Origin of the sequence: Flavobacterium sp. (assembly GCF_036741995.1) — a bacterium.
Lineage (GTDB): Bacteria > Bacteroidota > Bacteroidia > Flavobacteriales > Flavobacteriaceae > Flavobacterium.
The window spans coordinates 59,910-82,261 of the sequence record NZ_DAINRG010000007.1 but is presented as its reverse complement, the minus strand read 5'-3'; the positions used below and the strand labels follow the sequence as shown (position 1 = coordinate 82,261).

Annotated in this window: 24 protein-coding genes; 8 read left to right on the top strand and 16 right to left on the bottom strand. The window is 36.8% G+C overall.

From position 1 onward, the window contains the following. From rpsC to rpsL, 11 genes are all read right to left on the bottom strand, one after another. The coding region (gene rpsC / locus V7D82_RS04545) for a 30S ribosomal protein S3 (RefSeq protein WP_333599785.1) at positions 1-627 on the bottom strand (627 nt) is incomplete at its 3' end. A gap of 5 nt (positions 628-632) precedes the next feature. After that, positions 633-1,043 carry a 50S ribosomal protein L22 gene (rplV, locus tag V7D82_RS04540; protein ID WP_324471052.1) on the bottom strand — a complete coding sequence of 137 codons (411 nt, stop codon included), beginning with the start codon at positions 1,041-1,043 and terminating at the stop codon, positions 633-635. A 6-nt stretch (positions 1,044-1,049) separates the two neighbouring features. After that, positions 1,050-1,328 (bottom strand): 30S ribosomal protein S19, encoded by a 279-nt coding sequence (rpsS, locus tag V7D82_RS04535; protein WP_007136562.1) that lies wholly within the window; start codon positions 1,326-1,328, stop codon positions 1,050-1,052. 10 nt (positions 1,329-1,338) lie between these two features. Next, on the bottom strand, positions 1,339-2,163 hold the full coding sequence (rplB, locus tag V7D82_RS04530; protein WP_333599784.1) for a 50S ribosomal protein L2: 825 nt from the start codon (positions 2,161-2,163) through the stop codon (positions 1,339-1,341). A 6-nt stretch (positions 2,164-2,169) separates the two neighbouring features. Then, entirely contained in the window at positions 2,170-2,460 is a 291-nt protein-coding gene (gene rplW / locus V7D82_RS04525; protein WP_333599783.1) for a 50S ribosomal protein L23, read from the bottom strand. Positions 2,461-2,466: 6 nt separating this feature from the next. Continuing rightward, positions 2,467-3,096 (bottom strand): 50S ribosomal protein L4, encoded by a 630-nt coding sequence (rplD, locus tag V7D82_RS04520; RefSeq protein WP_333599782.1) that lies wholly within the window; start codon positions 3,094-3,096, stop codon positions 2,467-2,469. Beyond that, positions 3,096-3,713 (bottom strand): 50S ribosomal protein L3, encoded by a 618-nt coding sequence (gene rplC / locus V7D82_RS04515; protein ID WP_264520620.1) that lies wholly within the window; start codon positions 3,711-3,713, stop codon positions 3,096-3,098. The genes rplD and rplC overlap by 1 nt, the downstream gene beginning before the upstream one ends. Before the next feature lie 110 nt (positions 3,714-3,823). Continuing rightward, on the bottom strand, positions 3,824-4,129 hold the full coding sequence (gene rpsJ, locus V7D82_RS04510) for a 30S ribosomal protein S10 (RefSeq protein ID WP_026710316.1): 306 nt from the start codon (positions 4,127-4,129) through the stop codon (positions 3,824-3,826). A gap of 11 nt (positions 4,130-4,140) precedes the next feature. Then, positions 4,141-6,297 (bottom strand): elongation factor G, encoded by a 2,157-nt coding sequence (fusA, locus tag V7D82_RS04505; RefSeq protein WP_333599781.1) that lies wholly within the window; start codon positions 6,295-6,297, stop codon positions 4,141-4,143. A 10-nt stretch (positions 6,298-6,307) separates the two neighbouring features. After that, complete coding sequence (gene rpsG / locus V7D82_RS04500) at positions 6,308-6,784, bottom strand: 30S ribosomal protein S7 (protein WP_333599780.1); 477 nt, start codon at positions 6,782-6,784, stop codon at positions 6,308-6,310. 24 nt (positions 6,785-6,808) lie between these two features. Continuing rightward, positions 6,809-7,192 carry a 30S ribosomal protein S12 gene (gene rpsL, locus V7D82_RS04495; protein WP_007136570.1) on the bottom strand — a complete coding sequence of 128 codons (384 nt, stop codon included), beginning with the start codon at positions 7,190-7,192 and terminating at the stop codon, positions 6,809-6,811. Positions 7,193-7,467: 275 nt separating this feature from the next. Between rpsL and V7D82_RS04490 the strand changes: the two genes are divergently transcribed. The 6 genes from V7D82_RS04490 to rlmB all read left to right on the top strand — a co-directional run bounded on the left by V7D82_RS04490 (position 7,468) and on the right by rlmB (position 15,930). Then, the gene (locus tag V7D82_RS04490; protein ID WP_333599779.1) at positions 7,468-9,135 is read left to right on the top strand and encodes a hypothetical protein; all 1,668 of its coding nucleotides are present in this window, start codon (positions 7,468-7,470) and stop codon (positions 9,133-9,135) included. A 97-nt stretch (positions 9,136-9,232) separates the two neighbouring features. Continuing rightward, positions 9,233-12,436 (top strand): SusC/RagA family TonB-linked outer membrane protein, encoded by a 3,204-nt coding sequence (locus V7D82_RS04485; RefSeq protein WP_333599778.1) that lies wholly within the window; start codon positions 9,233-9,235, stop codon positions 12,434-12,436. Between the two features lie 4 nt (positions 12,437-12,440). Beyond that, positions 12,441-13,874: a SusD/RagB family nutrient-binding outer membrane lipoprotein gene (locus V7D82_RS04480; RefSeq protein ID WP_333599777.1), complete on the top strand. Its 1,434-nt coding sequence runs from the start codon at positions 12,441-12,443 to the stop codon at positions 13,872-13,874. A gap of 10 nt (positions 13,875-13,884) precedes the next feature. Further along, positions 13,885-14,613 (top strand): BT_2262 family domain-containing protein, encoded by a 729-nt coding sequence (locus V7D82_RS04475; protein ID WP_333599776.1) that lies wholly within the window; start codon positions 13,885-13,887, stop codon positions 14,611-14,613. 18 nt (positions 14,614-14,631) lie between these two features. Then, positions 14,632-15,132, top strand: a complete 501-nt coding sequence (locus V7D82_RS04470) for a lipid-binding protein (protein ID WP_333599775.1) — start codon at positions 14,632-14,634, stop codon at positions 15,130-15,132. 63 nt (positions 15,133-15,195) lie between these two features. Beyond that, positions 15,196-15,930, top strand: coding sequence for a 23S rRNA (guanosine(2251)-2'-O)-methyltransferase RlmB (rlmB, locus tag V7D82_RS04465; protein WP_333599774.1), 735 nt, complete (start codon positions 15,196-15,198; stop codon positions 15,928-15,930). A 116-nt stretch (positions 15,931-16,046) separates the two neighbouring features. On the opposite strand, the gene V7D82_RS04460 is transcribed toward rlmB, so the two are convergent. Continuing rightward, positions 16,047-16,814, bottom strand: coding sequence for a rhomboid family intramembrane serine protease (locus V7D82_RS04460; protein WP_333599773.1), 768 nt, complete (start codon positions 16,812-16,814; stop codon positions 16,047-16,049). Between the two features lie 89 nt (positions 16,815-16,903). Between V7D82_RS04460 and V7D82_RS04455 the strand changes: the two genes are divergently transcribed. Then, entirely contained in the window at positions 16,904-18,181 is a 1,278-nt protein-coding gene (locus V7D82_RS04455) for a replication-associated recombination protein A (RefSeq protein WP_333599772.1), read from the top strand. Here V7D82_RS04455 and V7D82_RS04450 read toward each other — a convergent pair. The 3 genes from V7D82_RS04450 to radC are packed head-to-tail and all read right to left on the bottom strand — an operon-like array spanning position 18,178 to position 20,336. Beyond that, the gene (locus V7D82_RS04450) at positions 18,178-18,960 is read right to left on the bottom strand and encodes a hypothetical protein (protein WP_333599771.1); all 783 of its coding nucleotides are present in this window, start codon (positions 18,958-18,960) and stop codon (positions 18,178-18,180) included. The two genes, V7D82_RS04455 and V7D82_RS04450, sit on opposite strands and share 4 nt — an antisense overlap. A 1-nt stretch (position 18,961) precedes the next feature. After that, a complete protein-coding gene (locus V7D82_RS04445) occupies positions 18,962-19,645 on the bottom strand; it encodes a YjjG family noncanonical pyrimidine nucleotidase (RefSeq protein WP_333599770.1) in 684 nt (227 codons plus the stop codon). A gap of 1 nt (position 19,646) precedes the next feature. Next, the gene (radC, locus tag V7D82_RS04440) at positions 19,647-20,336 is read right to left on the bottom strand and encodes a RadC family protein (protein WP_333599769.1); all 690 of its coding nucleotides are present in this window, start codon (positions 20,334-20,336) and stop codon (positions 19,647-19,649) included. 51 nt (positions 20,337-20,387) lie between these two features. Here radC and V7D82_RS04435 point away from each other — a divergent pair, with 51 nt between their 5' ends. Then, complete coding sequence (locus V7D82_RS04435) at positions 20,388-21,002, top strand: DUF1287 domain-containing protein (RefSeq protein ID WP_333599768.1); 615 nt, start codon at positions 20,388-20,390, stop codon at positions 21,000-21,002. Here V7D82_RS04435 and V7D82_RS04430 read toward each other — a convergent pair. Continuing rightward, complete coding sequence (locus V7D82_RS04430; protein WP_333599767.1) at positions 20,995-22,350, bottom strand: UDP-N-acetylmuramate--L-alanine ligase; 1,356 nt, start codon at positions 22,348-22,350, stop codon at positions 20,995-20,997. The two genes, V7D82_RS04435 and V7D82_RS04430, sit on opposite strands and share 8 nt — an antisense overlap. Positions 22,351-22,352: the final 2 nt, after the last annotated feature.

Below are 22,352 nucleotides of genomic sequence, written 5' to 3'. Positions count from 1 at the left end.
TTTTCCGTAAACCTCACCTTTCATGATCCATACTTTGATACCCATTCTACCATAAGTAGTATGTGCTTCAGCCAAAGCATAATCAATATCGGCTCTGAAAGTTGATAGAGGAATTCTACCTTCTTTGAATTGCTCCGAACGTGCCATTTCAGCTCCGTTCAAACGACCAGAAATCAAAACTTTAATACCTTCTGCATTCATACGCATTGCTGCTGCGATAGCCATTTTAATAGCTCTTCTGTATGAAATACGGCTTTCGATTTGACGTGCAATACTAGTTCCAACTAAATATGCATCTAACTCAGGTCTTTTAATTTCAAAGATGTTGATTTGAACCTCTTTGTCAGTAACTTTCTTAAGTTCTTCTTTTAACTTGTCTACCTCTTGACCACCTTTCCCGATAATAATACCAGGTCTCGCAGTTGTGATAGTAACGGTTACAAGTTTCAAAGTTCTCTCGATGATTACTTTTGATACACTAGCTTTTGATAAACGAGCATGGATATACTTTCTGATTTTATAATCCTCAGCGATTTTATCACCGTAATCATTTCCACCATACCAGTTTGAATCCCATCCTCTGATGATACCAAGTCTGTTTCCTATTGGATTTGTCTTTTGTCCCATCTTACTTAATTGCTTTGTGTGTTATCTAATTGTCCTAATACGATGGTAACGTGATTAGAACGTTTTCTAATTCTGTGTGCTCTTCCCTGTGGAGCCGGACGAAGTCTTTTCAACATCATTCCACCATCTACAGTGATTGTTTTAATGAATAAGCCTGCTTCTGAAACGTTTCCGTCAGCATTTTTCTGCTCCCAATTGTTGATCGCAGATAATACCAATTTCTCTAATTTTCTTGAAGCTTCTTTTGAGCTAAATCTTAAAATATTTAAAGCTCTTTCCACTTTCTGACCTCTTACCAAGTCTGCTACTAAGCGCATTTTTCTAGGTGAAGTAGGGCAGTTATTCAATTTCGCGAAAGCAATAGACTTATTAGCCTCTTTTCTCGCATCTGCTGTTTCTCTTTTACGAACTCCCATTGCTTCTTATTTTTTACCTTTATTTTTTGCTCCAGCATGACCTCTAAAAGATCTAGTTGGTGAAAACTCTCCTAATTTGTGTCCTACCATGTTCTCAGTTACATAAACCGGAACAAATTGACGACCATTGTGTACTGCGATTGTTTGTCCAACGAAATCCGGAGTAATCATAGATGCTCTAGACCAAGTCTTAACCACACCTTTGTTTCCACCAGCAATATTTTCCTGAACTTTTTTATCTAATTTATAGTGTACAAAAGGTCCTTTTTTTAATGAACGTGCCATGTCTATCTAATTATTTCTTTCTGCGTTCAACAATATACTTATTACTTGGGTTTACTTTAGAACGAGTTCTATACCCTTTAGCAGGAAGTCCTTTTCTAGAACGTGGGTGACCTCCAGATGAACGACCTTCACCACCACCCATTGGGTGATCGACAGGGTTCATGGCTACTGGTCTTGTTCTAGGTCTTCTTCCTAACCATCTTGTTCTACCTGCTTTACCAGATACAATCAACTGATGATCTGAGTTAGAAACTGCTCCAATAGTTGCTGAACAAGTCAACAAGATTAATCTTGTCTCTCCTGATGGCATTTTGATTGTAGCATATTTTCCGTCTCTTGCCATTAATTGAGCAAATGTTCCGGCCGAACGAGCAATAGTAGCTCCTTGACCTGGACGCAATTCGATACAAGAAATTACAGTACCTAATGGAATTTTGCTCAATGGCAAAGTGTTTCCGATTTCTGGTGCTGCACCTTCTCCTGACACAACAGTTTGTCCTACTTGTAGACCATTTTGAGCAACGATATACGTTTTCTCTCCATCTACATACCACAATAATGCGATAAAAGCAGTTCTGTTTGGATCATATTCAATTGATTTCACTGTAGCTGGAATTCCAACTTTAGTTCTTTTGAAATCGATCATACGATACCTTTGTTTGTGACCACCGCCTGTATAACGCATGGTCATTTTTCCTTGACTATTTCTACCTCCTGAGTTTTTTATCGGTGCTAACAAAGAGCGCTCCGGCTTATCAGTCGTGATGGCGTCAAAACCATTCACAACTCTAAAACGCTGACCCGGGGTAATAGGTTTTAATTTTCTAACTGACATTTTCTATTAGATATTATTGTAAAAATCTATTGTTTCTCCCTCTTTTACTTGTACAACTGCTTTTTTGTAAGCACTTGTTTTTCCGCTAATCAAACCACTTTTTGTATACTTAGTAGTTCTATCAGCTCTATAGTTCATCGTGTTAACAGACACAACCGAAATTCCGTAAGCAGCTTCTACTGCTTTCTTAATTTGAACTTTGTTTGCTTTTCTGTCAACAACAAAACCAAAACGATTGAAAACCTCACCATCTTTGGTGATTTTTTCAGTTATGATAGGCTTAATTATGATACTCATGGTCTGTTATTTGCTTAAATTTTCTTCAATTCCTTCTAAAGATCCCTCTAAAAGAACTAAATTATTTGCATTTAAAATTTCGTAAGTACTTAATTCTGAGTTAGTTACTACGCTAGATGCCTTTAAATTGCGTGAGGACAAATATACATTTTTATTTGAATCACCCAACACAAACAAAGATTTTTTGTTTTCTAACCCTAAAGCTTTCAAAACATTAATAAAACTTTTGGTATTTGGCGTTTCAAAATTAAAGTCTTCCACAACTACTAAATTTGATTCTTTTACTTTTAAAGAGAAAGCTGATTTACGAGCTAATCTTTTTACTGTTTTGTTCAATTTGAAAGAATAGCTTCTTGGTCTTGGACCAAATACTGTTCCTCCACCTTTGAACAATGGACTCTTTTTAGATCCTGCACGTGCAGTACCTGTACCTTTTTGTTTTTTAATCTTACGAGTACTTCCCGCTACTTCAGCTCTTTCTTTTGCTTTGTGCGTTCCTTGTCTTTGATTTGCTAAGTATTGCTTAACATCAAGATATACTGCGTGATTATTTGGCTCAATGCCGAATACTGAATCAGAAAGTTGTACTTTTCTTCCAGTATCTTTTCCGTTGATATCTATTACTTTTACTTCCATTACTTCTGAATGATTACGTAAGAGTTTTTACATCCAGGAACACATCCTTTGATAACCAGTAGGTTCTTTTCAGCCACTACTTTTAAAACTCTAAGATTTTGTACTTTTACATTATCACCACCCATTCTTCCTGCCATACGCATTCCTTTGAATACACGTGATGGATAAGAAGATGCTCCTACAGAACCTGGCGCTCTCAAACGGTTGTGTTGACCGTGGGTAGCTTGTCCAACACCACCAAAACCGTGACGTTTTACAACCCCTTGGAAACCTTTTCCTTTTGATACACCTTGTACATCAACAAATTCTCCTTCGCTGAATACTTCCACAGTGATGTTATCACCTAATTTGTAATTTTCTTCAAACCCTTGGAATTCAACGACTTTTTTCTTGGCAGAAGTACCCGCTTTTTTAAAGTGACCTAAGTCAGCTTTAGTAGCGTGTTTTTCGCCTTTGTCATCGAAACCAAGTTGAAGAGCTGAATACCCGTCAACCTCATTGGTTCTGACTTGGGTAACGACACAAGGCCCAGCTTCGATTACTGTACAAGGAATGTTTTTCCCATTCTCGTCGAAGATGCTTGTCATGCCGATTTTTTTTCCAATTAACCCAGACATATTAAACTAATTATTAATTAATAAATTTTTTGTTATTCAATCATAAAGAATTAAGTAGTAGAATCATTTTCAAAACTCTACTACTTAAAACTTAAACTTTTAAAGAGTACTTACACTTTGATCTCTACTTCAACTCCACTTGGCAACTCTAACTTCATTAGAGCGTCAATAGTTTTTGAAGATGAAGAGTAAATGTCTAATAATCTTTTATACGAACTTACTTCGAACTGCTCTCTCGCTTTTTTGTTCACGTGAGGAGAACGCAATACCGTAAATATTTTTTTGTGTGTAGGTAACGGAATAGGACCTGTTACAACAGCACCTGTGCTTTTCACAGTTTTTACGATTTTCTCTGCTGATTTATCAACCAACATGTGATCGTAAGACTTTAATTTTATTCTAATTTTTTGACTCATCTTGATAAGAATTAAGCGTTACCTTTTGCTTTTTTGATTACTTCTTCTGAAATATTAGAAGGAGTTTGCTCGTAGTGAGAGAATTCCATTGTAGAAGTTGCTCTACCTGAAGACAATGTTCTTAATGTAGTTACATAACCAAACATTTCTGAAAGTGGCACATTAGCCTTGATAGTTTTGGCTCCATTTCTGTCACCCATATCATTCACCTGACCTCTACGACGGTTGATATCACCAACGATATCTCCCATGTTTTCTTCCGGAGTAATTACTTCCATTTTCATGATTGGCTCAAGGATTACAGCTCCGGCAGCTTTTGCTACTTCTTTGTATCCCATTTTAGCGGCTAATTCAAAAGAAAGTGCATCAGAATCCACCGGGTGGAAAGATCCATCCAATAGAGTTACTTTTAAACTATCTACTTGGTATCCAGCTAAAGGACCTGTTTTCATTGCTTCTCTGAAACCTTTCTCTACAGAAGGAATATATTCTTTAGGAACGTTTCCACCTTTTACTTCGTTAACGAACTGTAAACCAACTGGTACTTTTCCGTCAACTTCATCAGCAGGCTCTAATCTAAATACGATATCACCGAATTTACCACGACCTCCCGATTGTTTTTTATAGGTTTCTCTGTGTTGAGCAGATTTTGTGAAAGCTTCTTTGTATTCTACTTGAGGCTCACCTTGGTTTACTTCAACTTTGAATTCACGTTTCATACGATCTACAAGGATATCTAAGTGTAACTCACCCATACCTGAAATAATCGTTTGACCTGAAGCCTCGTCTGTTCTTACGGTAAACGTTGGATCTTCTTCAGCCAATTTTGCCAAAGCCATACCCATTTTATCCACGTCAGCTTTAGTTTTTGGTTCAATAGCGATACCAATTACTGGTGCAGGGAATTTCATTGACTCAAGAATGATTGGGTGTTTTTCATCACACATCGTATCTCCAGTCTTGATATCTTTAAATCCAACTGCTGCTCCAATATCACCTGCTTCGATATAATCGATTGGGTTTTGCTTGTTAGCGTGCATTTGGTAGATACGAGAAATTCTTTCTTTGTTTCCTGAACGAGTGTTCAAGATGTATGAACCAGCATCTAAACGACCTGAATAAGCACGGAAGAAAGCCAAACGACCAACATAAGGGTCAGTAGCAATTTTAAATGCCAAAGCTGCGAACGGCTCTTTTACATCAGGACGACGTAAGATTTTAGTTTGATCTTCTTCTAATAAATCAGCATCATCAGGGTGAATACCTTGGATACCTTCTTTATCTAAAGGAGATGGTAAATATTTACATACAGCATCCAACATAAATTGAACACCTTTGTTTTTGAATGATGAACCAGCAATCATAGGAATGATAGCCATATCCATTGTAGCAGCTCTTAAAGCGTTGTTGATTTCTTCCTCAGTGATAGATTCTGGATCTTCCATGTATTTATCAAGTAGGTTCTCATCATAATCAGCTACTGCTTCAATAAGAATGTCTCTGTATTCTTTAACTTCAGCAACCATGTCAGCAGGGATATCGATAATATCGAAAGTAGCTCCTTGTGTAGCATCATGCCAAACAATTGCTTGATTTTTAACCAAGTCAACCACTCCTCTGAAATCATTCTCTTCACCAATTGGCAAAGTGATCGCTACTGCGTTTGATTTCAACATATCTCTAACTTGTTGACAAACTGCCAAAAAGTTAGATCCTTGACGGTCCATTTTATTAACGAATCCCATACGTGGAACTCTATATTGATCTGCAAGTCTCCAGTTAGTTTCTGATTGTGGCTCAACACCATCAACAGCACTAAATAAGAAAACCAATCCATCCAATACACGCAATGAACGGTTTACCTCTACAGTAAAGTCAACGTGTCCTGGGGTATCAATAATGTTAAAGTGGTAAGCTTGTGATTCTGGTAATGGTTTACCTTGTTCTGTTGGAAAACTCCATTCACAAGTTGTTGCAGCAGAAGTAATGGTAATCCCTCTTTCCTGCTCTTGTGCCATCCAGTCCATTGTTGCAGCACCATCGTGCACTTCACCAATTTTGTGTGATTTTCCGGTATAGAATAATATACGCTCCGTTGTTGTTGTTTTACCAGCATCAATGTGAGCAGCAATTCCAATGTTTCTTGTTAATTTTAAATCTCTAGCCATTTCTTAAATATTAAAATCTAAAATGTGAGAATGCTTTGTTAGCCTCAGCCATCTTGTGAGTATCCATTCTCTTTTTAACTGCCGCACCTTCTTCTTTAGCCGCAGCTAAGATTTCAGAAGCTAGTTTTTGAGCCATTGATTTCTCATTTCTTCTACGGGCATAAAGAAGCATCCACTTCATTGCCATAGAAATTTTTCTGTCTGGTCTGATTTGCATTGGGATTTGGAAGGTAGCTCCACCTACTCTACGACTACGTACTTCTACGTGAGGCATAACGTTTGTTAAAGCATCTTTCCAAACTTCTAACGCTGATTTTTCATCATTGTTCTTTTTTGTTTCTACGATATCCATGGCATCATAGAATACTTTGAAAGCTGTTGATTTCTTACCATCCCACATCAAGTTGTTCACGAAACGTGTTACTAACTGATCGTTAAATTTAGGATCTGGTAAAAGTGGTCTTTTCTTTGCCGCTCTTTTTCTCATGTCTTTTCTTTAAAAGTTTTAAAATTACTTTTTAGCTTCTTTTGGGCGTTTAGCACCATACTTAGATCTTCTTTGTGTTCTTCCTGCTACACCTGAGGTATCAAGCGCACCACGCACAATGTGATATCTAACTCCCGGTAAATCTTTTACCCTTCCGCCTCGCACTAATACTATCGAGTGCTCTTGTAGATTATGTCCTTCTCCTGGGATGTAAGCATTCACCTCATTTCCATTAGTCAAACGTACACGCGCAACTTTACGCATGGCTGAGTTTGGTTTTTTTGGAGTAGTAGTGTAAACACGCGTACAAACACCTCTTCTTTGAGGACAAGAATCTAAAGCAACCGATTTACTCTTCTTAGTGATTTGAGTTCTTCCTGTTCTTACTAATTGTTGAATTGTTGGCATAATTAAATACTAAAATTTCTTTATTTATTAAAATCCCGCTTTTTTAGGGGTTGCAAATGTAGTAATTATTTTGAACGAAACAAATCGTAATTAATTAATTTTTTTATTATTTAAACATTTGTCTATTAATGAAATAAAGAATAGCCATTACGCAAGCCTTCGCCTTTAAAACCGAAGCCCCGTCAATGGCTATTTCAAACAAATTGTTTTTAGATTCGATTATCAGCAATAAAAACAGATTTTTTGCGTTATTTTGAAGCAAACAATCATCTCATTTGAAACAGATTTTTCTCTTTTTATGTCTAATTATCTTCAGCGGAACAATTTCTGCGCAGTATCTTCATTTAAAAATCATTGGGCAAAACGAGAAAGAAACCAAAACCATAGACAGCATTGGCTACAATTCAGATCATCCAAACACCAAATCAATTGTTGACGAAAATAATTTGTTGTATGAAAAGCTCGGACAAAAAGGCTATTTGGAAAGCCAGCTTTCTGAAAATTTCAAGTTAAATGATTCCACATTTTGTTTCAAATACAGCCTCGGAAAAAAAATAAATTATGCACGCATATATATAGGTATAAATTTTCAAGAAAACATACCGAGTAGTTACACCATCAAAAACGATTCTCTGACACTTCCTTTCGAAGAAGTTGAAAGCTTTTTGAGCGGCACTTTAAAAAAATTAGAAAGCAATGGTTTTTCTATGGCCAAAGTCAAACTCATCAATCTTCAAAGGAAAAGCAATTTCATTACTGCCGATTTATCAATAATAAAAGAATCGAAGAGACAATTGAACGGCATAGTAATTAACGGCTATGACAAATTTCCGGAAGGGCACAAGAAAAATATAATCCGACTCTACCGCAATAAAGTTTTTAATCAAAAAAACCTAGACAAGCTCTACAATGATTTTGACAAGTTCCGTTTTGTGAAGCAAAGTAAGTATCCTGAAATTTTATTTACCAAAGACTCGACCAAAGTGTATGTGTACTTGGAAAAAGCCAAAGCCAATACTTTTGACGGATACATTGGCTTTACTAACGATGAAAACAAAAAGCTGGTTTTTAGCGGCTACTTGGATTTGGTCTTGAATAATATTTTAAATTCGGGAGAGAAACTTTCGCTCTACTGGAAAAGCGACGGTCAGCAACAAAGAACATTTAATCTTGGCGTTGAATTGCCTTATGTCTTCAAAAGCCCAATCGGCATTAAAGCCGAATTAAACATCTTCAAGCAAGACAGCACTTTTCAAAACACTAAAACCGCCATTAACCTGGGTTATTATTTCAATTATAACACCCGTGTCTACTTGGGTTATCAATCCACCGAATCGAGTGACATCCAAAATGCCAACACCACGACTTTGAGTGATTTCAATAATTCATTCACAACTTCTTCTCTAGAATTTCTAGATTTTAAAAATGATGATTTTCTATTTCCGGAAAAAACAAATTTAAATTTTGTTCTGGGCCTTGGCAAAAGATACTCTAAATTGATTTCTGACAATCAACTTTTCACCAGCTTGTCATTGAAACACAATTTCTATTTGAATGAAAAAAACATCTTAAACATTAAATCCGAGAATTTCTATCTGCAAAGCGAAAATTACATTGTTAATGAATTACACCGATTTGGAGGCATAAACTCTATTCGTGGCTTTAACGAAAATAGCCTGCAAGGAAACATTTTTACCTCCATACTAACCGAATACCGCTACATACTAACACCAACCCTATACATTCACTCCATCATTGATTACGGGCATCTTCAGGACAAAACTTCAGACAGTAAAGAAAACCTACTCGGTATCGGGTTTGGATTCGGATTATTAACCAAAAATGGGCTTTTCAATATTGTTTATGCCAACGGAAGCACAAACAACCAACCCATCAAATTATCCAATTCCATAGTCCATATAAGTTTTAAAGCTAATTTCTAAGAGTTTAAAAACTTTAACACTAAAAAATTCTGTCAATATTAGGATTTTTAAGATTTTTTTAAGACTTTTGGAAGACTAATTATAACCAAATTAAATAATGAAAACAAAGTTAAATGGATTCTTGACGCTATTTATTGCGTTATTAGTGCAAATCTCTTTTGCACAAGAAAGGATTGTAACTGGTGTTGTATCTGACAACAGTGGCTTACCAATTCCAGGAGTTAATGTTCTTGTTAAAGGAACTAAACTAGGTACTCAAACTGATTTTGACGGTAAGTATTCTATCAAAGCCGCTCCAAATCAAACACTTGTCTTCAACTTTGTTGGGATGAAATCTCAAGAAATTGTAGCTTCATCATCAACAATTAATGTCAAAATGAAAGACAATGCTGTTGAATTAGAAGGAGTTGTAGTAACAGCTTTAGGTGTTAAAAGACAAAAGAAAGCATTAGGGTATGCAACAACTACAGTAACAGGGAAAGACCTTACTGAAGTTAACAACACCAATGTATTTGAATCTTTATCTGGTAAAATTGCCGGTGCCGACATTACTGCGCCTGCACAAGCTGGAGCTTCATCAAAAGTAATTATTAGAGGTTTTGGTTCATTAAGAGACAATAGCCCTCTGTATGTTATTGACGGAACGCCTATCTCTAACAACACAACAAGCGCAACAGGCAATACAAGAAGTTATGATGCCGGTACTGGTATAGGGGACTTAGACCCTAACAATATTGAAACCATGACAGTATTAAAAGGCTCAGCCGCTGGTGCTTTGTATGGTTCAGCCGGTGCTCATGGTGTCATAATAATTACCACCAAATCAGGCAAAAACAAATCAAAAATTTCTGTTGAAACGTCACATTCCGCTGAATTCTCACAAGTATCAAGAGTGCCACACTTTCAAAATACTCACGGTCAAGGATGGGACAATAAAGGATATTCTAACTGGTCTGGTCACCCTGACTATGGCTTCAGTAATGAAAATGGTTCTTGGGGACCAGCATTTAATGGTGAAATCAGACCTTGGGGAGCAATTGTTGATAACGCTCAACAAATTAAACCTTATGTAGCATTAAAAGACAATTATAAAGATTTCTTCGAGCAAGGCGCAACATATACTAATAGTGTTAGAGTAAGTGGTGGTGGAGAAAATTCAAATTTCTCTATTAATTTTTCAGACGTTAATTCAGACGGTATTATACCAACAGATGCTGACTCTTTTAAAAGAAAAACTTTTGGCTTCAACGGAGGTGTTACTAGTGATAAATTAAGCTTTAAAGCAAGTCTTAATTACATTAAAAAAGATCAAAATGCAGTAAACACTGGCCAAGGAGCCGATGCTGGTGAAGGAAACACATTAGTTCAAGAAATGTTACAAATCCCTCGTGATATCAGTATCGTTGATTTAGCCGATTACACCAATAATCCTTTTAACAACAACAGTAATTACTTTACTCCTTATGCAACTAATCCATATTGGGTAATTAATGAAAACTCCACTAATATTGTTGCCAATCGTTTCTTTGGAAATGCTAATTTAACTTATAAATTCAACAGTAAATTATCTTTAAGCTATCAAATTGGTGGTGATTACAAGGTAGAAAAAGTAAAATCATATGGTGCAAAAGTAACATACGAACCAGGATCCGCACAAGATTTAGGTGGTGCCAATGCAATCGTTGGTGGTGTTACTGAATTAACTGATGAAATTTCTAATTACGACACGAATTTAATTTTATATTACAATACAAAAATTAAAGAAAATTTTGGTATCAATTCATTTATTGGTTTTGGAAGCTATGAAAATAAAAGAAACAGATTGTTAGCTTCTATCACTAATTTAGATATCCCTAATTTTTATGAACTATCAAATTCTGCCGTTAAACCAACCGTGGCACAAAATGACACTATGAGTAGAGGATATTCTGTTTACGCATCCGTTGAAGCTTCCTATAAAGAAAAAATTTATTTAACCCTTACTGGAAGAAATGAGTGGAATTCAACTTTGCCAAAACAAAACAATTCTTACTTCTATCCATCTGCCAGTTTGAGTGGTATTGTTATTGACAACTCCGATTATTTCTTTAAAATAAGAGCCGGTTATGCTGGCTTGGCCAATGGAACTGATCCTTATCGAACTAACTCAGCTTTAGTTCCAGGTAATGCGGTTTTAGGCTTTGGTAACATCTTTTTACCAATTGGTGGTGTTAACGGATATGAAAATGGCGGAACTTTAGGTAACGCAAACTTAAAACCAGAATTTGTTCATGAGTTTGAAGTTGGATTCGAAAGTAACTTGTTTAAAAAGAGAGTAAATTTAGATGTCTCTTTATATAACAAAAAAACAGACGGAGGTCTAGCCACCGTTCCAACAGCTACATCAACCGGTTATGCTTTTATTACACAAAACGCTGTTGATTTAACTAATAGAGGTATTGAATTAGTTTTAAACCTTGTTCCGGTAAAAACTGAAAATTTCCAATGGGATTTTACTACCACTTTTGCCAAAAACGACTCTAATGTAGATGCTGTTGCTGGTGGACTTGATAAACTTCAGTTAGCAACAAACTATGGAGTATCTTTCAATGCAGTAGTAGGTCAACCATTAGGAGTATTTGAAACATTTGTTCCTCTTAAAAATGACGCAGGTCAATATATTGTAGACCCAACAACAGGATACTATAAAGTATCAAGTGATGAGCAAATCGTTGGAAATGCTCAAAGAGATTTCATCATGGGTTTCAAAAACAAAATTTCATATAAAAACCTAACCTTATCATTCGGAATCGATTGGAAACAAGGTGGTGAAATGTATTCATACACTAAAAGACTATCTCATTTCACAGGAAATGGTATAGAAACTATTTATAATGACAGAAATCCATTTATCATTCCTAATTCTGTTGTTGACAATGGTGACGGTACCTATTCTGAAAACACTACGCCAATTAACTTTGCGACAGTGTCAGGAGAATCTAATGGTAATGTAACTGATTTCTGGAATACTCAAAACAATCCTGGCGTTGAGGCTGGACATGTTATAGACAAAACATTCGTAAGATTAAGAGATGTTTCGTTAACGTATAACCTTCCTTCTAAATTATTAAAAAACACAGGGATAGTGAATGCTTCATTCAGTATTTATGGTAAAAATTTAGCTTTGTGGACTCCAAATGAAAATCCTTACATCGACCCAGAATTATCAACTTACGGTTCAGATCTAGGAAGTGAGCAAGGAGAATTTGGTGCCAACCCGGCACAAAGATCATATGGTGCTACACTTAAATTAACCTTTTAAAAAAATGAAAATGAAAAAGTTTATATTTAGTATTATAACCTTAACAACTGTATTCGTTAGCTGTAATACAGAGTTAGATATCAATAGCGACCCGGATTTATTAAATCCTGACAACGCCCCACTTTCTGCTCAATTACCAGCAGGAATAACTGGAATTGTTGGTTCTGAAGGAGCTGGAATGGCTATTTTTGGCGGTTTCTGGTCACAATACTGGACACAAAGTAATGTGGCAAATCAATTTAAAGACATTGACAATTATTCTGCCAGTACATCAGATTACAATTTTATCTGGGATGGAATGTATGATGCTTTGGGAGACATACGCAATGTTAAAAGAAGAGCATTAGCAGAAGGTAACTGGAAGTATTATTTAATTGCTACTACGCTTGAAGTACAAGCTTCACAAGTGTTAACTGACATGTATGGCAGTATTCCTTACAAAGAGGCAAATAACAAATTGATTTTATCTCCACATTTTGATACCGGAGAAGAAATTTACGGTTACATGATTGATGATTTAAATGATGCTTTATCAAAAGATTTATCTCAATCTACCGGTTTGGTACCTGGAAGTGATGATTTAATTTTTGGAGGTGATATGACAAACTGGACAAAGTTTGCCAATACATTAAAACTAAAAATTTACATGAGACAAACAAACAGTTCAAGAGCAGCAATAGCTGATGCTGGTATCCAACAATTAATTACTGATGGTGTCGCATTTTTAGATACTGATGCTTCAATGACTCAATTTGTAGATGAAATCAATCAAAGTAATCCACTGTACGAATACGTTGTTAGAAGACTTAATGTAGCAACTAACTTAAGAATGAGCAAAACATTATCCTCTTATTTAATTGATAATTCTGACACACGTAAAGCACAATATTATCTTGCTGGTAACGCTCTAAACCAAGGTGATTTTAATAGTACAGCTACTAACATTGCTGTTGTTAAACTAAGTGCAACTACACCGGTATTATTATTAAGCAAAGAAGAAAGTCTATTTTTACAAGCCGAAGCTATGGAGAGATATAACGGTGGTGTTGGTGCAAAAGCATTATACGATGCCGCTGTTACTGCCAACTTCGCTAGATATTCATTAAGCGCATCATCTTACCTTACAGGAGTTTATTCTTATCCAGTTGCCGGTACATTTGATCAAAAATTAGAAGCTATTATAACTCAAAAATGGGTTGCCAGTTTCCCTGGAAATGGATTTGAAGCGTTCTTTGAAACAAACAGAACAGGATATCCAAGAACTTCAGCTGTACCACAAACAGATGCAGGCTATGTTTCAGGACAACTTGCTTATGCCGCAAATGGAGTTACAGGTGGTTTATTCCCTAAAAGAATAGTTTATCCGCTAACTGAAAGAAATGCAAATACAAATGCGCTAACTTTAGTACCAATAACTACCCCAATTTGGTGGGAATAAAAAAAATATTATGAAAAAAGTAATTTTAAGTTTAGTATTCATTTGTGCTTTTTTAGTATCATGTGAATCGGATACAACAGGAAATGTATCCAAGGTAACAAATTATCCTCAATTTACACTTAATGGGGACGCCATTATTTATGTCCAAAAAGGAGATGAATTTATAGACCCAGGTGTAATTGTAACTGAAGGTGGTGTAGAAATACCATATACAACTTCTGTTTCAGGAGATTATAGAGGAGGTACAACATTAGATACTGACATAGTAGATGTATATCAAATTGTATACTCAGCCGTAAATCAAGATGGTTTCTCAGGATCTATTTCAAGAACTGTAATTGTATACGAAGACAGTGATTTAATCACTAGTATTTCTGGTTTATACAAATCAACAGTAGTAAGAAATGGAGTTGTATCAGCTCAATATGCTAATTTAAAATATGTATTAGTATGGAAAAATACGGACGGTACATATGAAATGTCAGATGGTATTGGTGGATATTACGCTATTGGTAGAGGTTATGGAACTGGTTATGCCGCCAGACCTGTAATCATTACGGCTAATGATATTGCTACAAATAACTTTGCTCCAATTCCAAGTTTTGGTGTAGGAGCTTTTGGAGGAACAGCAACAATGTCAGGTTTAACAGCTAATCCAGCAACCAATAAATTAAGTTTCTCAACCACTTGGGATGCAGGATATACATTTGTAGTAACTATGACTAAAGTTGTTTTATAAATTATAAATATGAAAAAAATGAAGATTTTAAAAAATAGTTTAATAGTTAGTTTTATCCTAGCATTAACACTTGTTTCCTGCGATGAAGGTGGAGATCCAAATCCAGGAGGCACTAACACTCAAAAATTTGCTGGCGATTGGCACGTGATTGCGTTAGAAAACGATGGAGTAACTCCAGCCTTTGGGGGAGATTATGTATTGTTTTCAACATATAATGCCTCTTCAAATGACGAAAACTTTTGGCTTGATGACCACGATAACTGGATGGAAATTAAAACAAAAGTACAAGCCACAGATTTTACCAACTTGACATTCTCCGGTCAACCAGCCTCAGCAGAGCTTTATACTGGCGCTACTGTTACAGTAACCAATGGTAAAATTCTAAAAAATGCTGCCCATTCATTTGGAGGACATATTGTAGATAGCCTTTATTTTGAAGCTGAATTTGATTGGGATCCGGGTGTAACTTACAAGTTTGCCGGTCACAGAAGAACAGGTTTCATAGAAGATGAATTATAGTATTTATTTTTTATAACACAAAACCACCAGTTATCACTGGTGGTTTTTTTATATCTTTGCGCCATGGAAAAAGAAAACCAAATCTTCGGAATCAGAGCTATTATTGAGGCCATAACCGCCGGAAAAGAAATCGATAAAGTATTTATTCAAAGCGATGCTCAAAGCGAATTAATGCAGGAATTGATGAAAGCTATGAAAAAACATAGTGTCAATTTCTCCTATGTTCCCGTAGAAAAACTAAACCGATTAACCCCCAACAATCACCAAGGTGCTGTAGCAACCATTGCTCCTATCACGTTTGTAAAATTGGAAACACTGGTCGACAGCGTAGTCGAAAGTGGTAAAACTCCCCTATTCTTAATCCTTGACCAATTAAGTGACGCCCGTAACTTTGGAGCCATTATCAGAACAGCAGAATGCACCGGTGTGGATGGTATAATAGTTCAAAAAACTGGCTCAGCTCCCGTTAATGGCGACACCGTAAAAACTTCAGCCGGAGCCGTATTCAATGTGCCAATTTGTAAAGTCGACCACATCAAAGACGCCATTTTTTATTTGCAAGGCAGCGGTATCAAAACGGTAGCAGCCACCGAAAAAACAGAAAGCAGTATTTATGATATTTCACTTGCTGAACCCGTGGCCATCATTATGGGTAGTGAAGACCGTGGCATCAATCCTTCGGTACTGAAAATTGTAGATGAGAAAGCCAAGTTACCCATGTTCGGAACCATTGGTTCTTTGAATGTTTCTGTGGCCTGTGGCGCTTTTCTATACGAAACAGTAAGACAAAGACAATAAGAAGCGAATGGCTTGGGATGGATCAGCAATCCCTATTCCCGCTATTCAATACAATAAAAATGTCCCGAAAATTCGGGACATTTTTATTTCCATTACTATCGGGGCTAGTTAGCCAATTATTCGATTGTTTTGTTCTCGTCAGTTCTTTGCATATACTCATAAACATAGTGAATGGGAGCTGGCGGAATCTCCTCCATACTTTCTTCCTCAGGTTCCGGTGTATTCACAAAGTTGCCATTCTCATCAAAATGCTTCATAAACACATCCTCCTCCGGATTGAAATCGGGCTTCTCCCAAGGATATCGGGTAGCCTTAACATAATCGGGCGTTTTAAAATAAGCAGCAAATAAGAAGCCGGTAATTAGTCCGGCTAAATGTCCTTCCCATGAAATCTGCTTATCCACTTCCGGAAAAACATACCAAATCAAACCTCCGTAAATCATCACTACTGAAAGCGACAAAGCCATCAAACGATAATATTGCGTCATCATTCCTTTAAAAAAAATAAAGGAAACCAGCACATAAATCAAACTACTGGCACCAATATGAAAAGAACTTCTGCCAATTACCCAGGTAATAATACCCGAAAGCAAAATGCCATACAACAAAACCTTCAGCGAAACATCTCTATAAAAATAAATAAGTGCCGTAGTCAGTATAAAAAGCGGAATAGAATTATTGGCAATATGATTCAAATCGCCATGCAAAAACGGACTAAAGATAACGCCTTGCAAACCCGAAAAAGTTCTGGGTAAAATACCATGCGAAGTCAAATCGACATTAAAACTATTTTCAAAAAAGAAAACAGCCCACATCATAAGTAGCAACAGCGCCGGGACTATCCAAACAGAAGGCGTAAATTTAAAATGATGGGAATCGTTCATGAAACTATTTTAAAATCTATCAAGTCAATTCAAAGATAAAGCCAAATTTTATTTAATGCTATTTTGGCAGAAATCTTTACTTTTACACCATGGAAGCACCACTTGCCGAACGCATCAGACCACAACGTTTAGAGGATTATATCAGCCAATTACACCTCGTTGGTGATAACGGCTCGTTGACACAACAGATTGCACGAGGCGTTATTCCTTCGATGATTTTTTGGGGTTCTCCCGGTACTGGCAAAACCACTTTGGCGCAAATTATTGCCAAGCAAAGCAATCGTCCGTTTTATGAATTGAGCGCCATCAACAGTGGTGTGAAAGACATTCGGGATGTGATTGAAAAAGCCAAACTCAGCGGTGGTTTGTTCACTGCCAAAAATCCAATTCTTTTTATTGATGAGATCCACCGTTTCAGCAAATCACAACAGGATTCGTTATTGGCTGCGGTTGAAAAAGGCTGGGTTACGCTAATTGGAGCTACTACGGAAAATCCAAGTTTTGAAGTTATTCCCGCTTTGTTGTCACGTTGTCAGGTTTATATTCTCAATCCGTTTTCTAAAGAAGATTTATTGGCTTTGTTGCAAAGAGCTATGAAGGAAGACAAAATCATTTCGACTAAAAAAATAAAACTAAAGGAAACCGAAGCCTTACTACGCCTTTCGGGCGGAGATGGACGCAAACTATTAAATATTTTTGAACTCGTGGTAAACGCCAGCCCTGAAGGCCAGATTAAAATTACCAACGACAAAGTTTTAGAATTAGTACAACAAAACACGGTGCTCTATGATAAAACCGGCGAGCAGCATTATGATATAGTTTCGGCTTTTATCAAATCCATTCGCGGCAGCGATCCTAATGGAGCCGTGTATTGGTTAGCCCGAATGATAGAAGGTGGCGAAGATGTAAAATTCATAGCCCGAAGAATGTTGATTTTATCGAGTGAAGATATAGGCAATGCTAATCCTACTGCATTTATTATGGCCAATAATACCTTTCAGGCGGTAGCCACTATCGGTTATCCTGAAAGCAGAATTATATTAAGCCAGTGTGCGGTTTATTTAGCAACTTCAGCGAAAAGCAACGCCAGTTATATGGCAATAGGCGAAGCACAAGCCTTGGTAAAACAAACCGGCGATTTATCGGTACCGATTCATTTGCGAAATGCCCCTACGAAGTTGATGAAAGAATTAGGTTATGGCGAAGAATACCAATATTCACACAATTATGCCAATAACTTTTCGGAACAGGAATACTTGCCGGATGAAATTAAAAATACCGCGTTCTATAAACCCGGAAATAATGCCCGGGAAAACGAATTACGCACTTTTCTGAAGAATCGCTGGAAAGACAAATACGGCTATTAAAACTTTAGTTTCAGAGGTTCAGAAACTAGTTTTCCACTTTCATAATATTCAAAAAACCATTGGTCGTTTTTTAAAATTACTACACCGTTAGTATTTCCTTTTACCCCGATGAAAACATTTTTCTGTGAAGTGTTCAGCAATCGCATAATGACTCTTGGTTCACTATTGACAATTTGAAATCCATTGGTAATAGGTTGGGCAAAAAAGAACATTTCCGGACTAATTGCTTCCGTTGTTTCCGTACTTTGGGTTTTGGCGGCTAACGTTTCTGATAAATCTTTTTTTACCGGAATTGGCGTCACAGGTGTTTCCGGTACAACTGGTATACCGTTGGCGTTGGTCGCATCATTTTTACCGTTATAGGTATAATTCAGTTTCTCAAATGATTTAGAAGCATTTCTTATAGCTTCATTATAGGCAACTGCAAAATCTTTTTCCCGGCTGGTGCCAAAATCAGTTTCATAAACAACCTTTTCCTTACAATCCTTTAGAACCACTTTTATTTTAGTAGCAAAAAAACTATTGTCCTCTACCAACGAAGCATACAAAATAGCACACCTTTTGCTAGTGACTTCTTCAGGAATATCATCCGTGCTTAAAAACGCTTTGAATCCGTATTTCTGTAACAAAAGTTTAGTAGTTGTATTTAATCGGTATCGGTCATTATATTTTAAAAAATCAAATTTAATGGGAACTATTACATATTGATAATCATTGATGCTTTGCGAAAAAGCCGGAATAGCTAAAAGTAAAATCAGCAACAAGAATGTTTTCTTCATTTTATAGTATATTTTTTAATTCTGATAAATGTTTTATGGTCAAAACTCCTGCTATGGAGTGGATTTCTTTTTCGTCAAATAAAATGGCCTGCATACCGAATTCCATCGCCCCTCTGACATCCGCATCAATACAATCACCAATCATGATGGCATTTTCTTTATTGGCTTTTGCCAAAGATAAGGCAAATTCAAATATGTTCCGGTGTGGTTTTTTGACACCAGCCAATTCCGAATTGGTAATCGTTTTAAAGTAATTCCCAATGCCGGAATTGTTGATTTTTTTGCTTTGTACTTCGGCAAAACCGTTGGTAATAATGTGCAGATTGTATTTCGGATACAAATACTCTAAAACTTCCAAAGCGCCATCAAAAAGCTGATTATTATCGGGCAAAAAATCAATATAATCGTGTGAAATTTTATCAATAGCAGCATCAGAAATATTGTAATTCAGCGCATCAAAAGATTGTCGCAAACGAGTATAACGCAATTCTTCGTGTGTTATTTTATCAACTTGATACAGCTTCCAACACGCTTGATTGATTGGCGCATATATTTCCATAAACACTTCGGTATCAATGGTCGGATGTTGTTCTTTGAAGATTTTATCAAAAGCGATAACGGAATTTTTATCAAAGTCCCAAAGCGTGTGATCTAAATCAAAAAAGATATCGGTAATGTGTTTCATTTTAAAAAATACCTTCGTCCTGAAAACTCAAATAGCCCTTTTCGGTGATGATAATATGGTCAAGCACTTTAATATCTAATTGGTCTCCGGCGATTTTTAGTTTTTTAGTAATTTCTTTATCAGCGTCACTGGCCTGCAATTTCCCTGACGGGTGATTGTGTGTCAAAATTACGGAAGTAGCATTGTGTTCCAAAGCCATTTTGAAAATTAATCGAATATCCACCACCGTTCCGGTAATTCCTCCTTTGGAAAGTTGTGCTTTATAAATCACTTTATTGGAATTATTGAGATACAAAACCCAAAATTCTTCATGCGGCAATTCGCCAATAATGGGTTGCATAATCTCGAAAACCGCTTTGCCCGAAGTTATTTTTTGAAGTGCTACTGCATCTTCGGCTCTGCGTCTTCTTCCCAATTCTAAAGCCGCTGCGATGGCAACAGCCTTGGCCTCTCCTATTCCTTTGAAGGTCATTAACTGTTTCAAAGACAATTTCCCTAAAGTATTCAAGTTGTTGTCCACGCTGGCCAAAATTCGTTTGCTCAAAGCCACAGCACTTTCATTGCGGCTTCCGGAACCTATCAAGATAGCTACTAACTCGGCATCACTCAAAGCGGTCTTGCCTTTCAACATGAGCTTTTCGCGGGGCTTATCATCTTCTGCCCAATGTTTTATGGAGAAATTTTGTTCCATTAGTAATACTAAAAGCTTGCTTTTTACGTTATTAAATGAAACCCTAAAAGTATGAAATCATTTCATTTTACGCTAATTTTACTTACATTTTTAACATGCGGACAAAAAAGCAGCGAAGCTGTAGTTTCACTAAAAACAAATCCGTTTCAGGAAAAATTATCAGCTGCCGCTATTTCAATCATTGACCCAACTATTGAATATGACCCAACCTATTTTGCCATAAAATACCCTTATGGCGATGTGCCCAAAGACAAGGGAGTCTGTACTGATGTGGTGATTCGGGCATATCGAAAACTGGGTGTCGATTTACAAAAGGAAGTCCATGAAGATATGGTTAAAAACTTTTCATTGTATCCCAATATCAAAAAATGGGGGTTGCATAAAACCGATACCAATATCGACCATAGACGCGTTCCAAATCTTGAAGTTTTCTTTGCCAGAAAAGGTGAAAAATTAACTGTTTCCGATAATCCGGATGAGTATCAAACAGGAGAAATTGTGACTTGGATGATTGGCAAAAAATTTCCCCACATTGGCATCATTACTAATAAAAAATCACCGGACGGAAAGCGCCCGATGATAGTTCATAATGTGGGAAATGGTCAGGTTCTAGAAGATTGTTTGTTTCATTATGAAATTGTTGGGCATTTTAAATATACTAACTAATCAACCCTTTGACCTCATCAAAATTCAATCCGCCATAATTCCCGGAACTCATTAAAAGCAATGCTGAATTATTCAAATCGTAATTAAAAAGAAAGTCTTTAAACTCAGCCGGATTGGTATAAATAATCAAATCATCCCGTTTGAAGGATTGGGCAATTTGGTCATAACTTACTTCTTCCAGTTGTTTGATCTTCACTGCATCAGGTGAATAGAAAACCACTGCTACATCAGCGGCATCGAGTGCTCCTTCGTATTCTTTCAGGAATTCGGCATTCAAACTGCTGTAAGTGTGTAATTCTAAACAGGCCACTAACTTTCTGTTTGGATATTGGGCTTTTACGGCTTTGGTTGTTGCCGACACTTTACTAGGCGAATGCGCAAAATCTTTGTAAGCCACTTTGCCTTTACCTTCAGCAATTTTTTCTAATCGTTTGGAAGCGCCTTTGAAACTGGCAATGGCTTCGTAGAAATCAGCTTCGTCTACGCCCATGTTTTGGCAAATCCATTTGGCACCAGCCAAATTATTGAGATTGTGTGCCCCAAAAACCTCAATCGGCATTGGTCCTTCCGGTGTGTCTAATAAAGTCGTTCCATCTTCCACCGAGTAACTTGGCGTTTGATACGGAATTCTTCTGATGGTATTGGTTGATTCTTCGGCTACTTTTTTAACCGTGGCATCTTCCTCGTTATAAACCAGGATTCCGCCTTTGGTAATTTGGTTGACAAAAATCTCAAATTGCTCTACATAGTTTTCAAATGTTGGAAACACATTGATATGATCCCAAGCAATTCCCGAAAGCAACGCAATATTGGGTTGGTACAAATGAAATTTTGGTCTTCTGTCTATTGGAGAAGACAGGTATTCATCGCCTTCCAACACTATAAAATCATTGGTTTCGGTTAAATGCACCATGGTATCAAAACCTTCCAGCTGTGCTCCTACCATATAATCTACTTCGATATTGTGATAATGCATCACGTGTAAAATCATAGAAGTAATGGTCGTTTTTCCGTGCGAACCGCCAATGACTACACGGGTTTTGTTTTTGGATTGTTCGTATAAAAATTCGGGATACGAATAGATTTTCAATCCGAGTTCTTTGGCTTTCAATAATTCAGGATTATCGGCTTTGGCATGCATTCCCAGAATGATGGCTTCAATATCAGCCGTGATTTTTTCGGGAAACCAGCCCATTTCGGCCGGCAATAAACCCTTTTTTTCTAATCTCGATTTGGAAGGTTCAAAAATCGCATCATCGCTTCCGGTGACTTGGTATCCTTTGTTGTGTAAAGCTAATGCCAGATTGTGCATGGCGGCACCGCCAATGGCTATAAAATGTGTTCGCATGT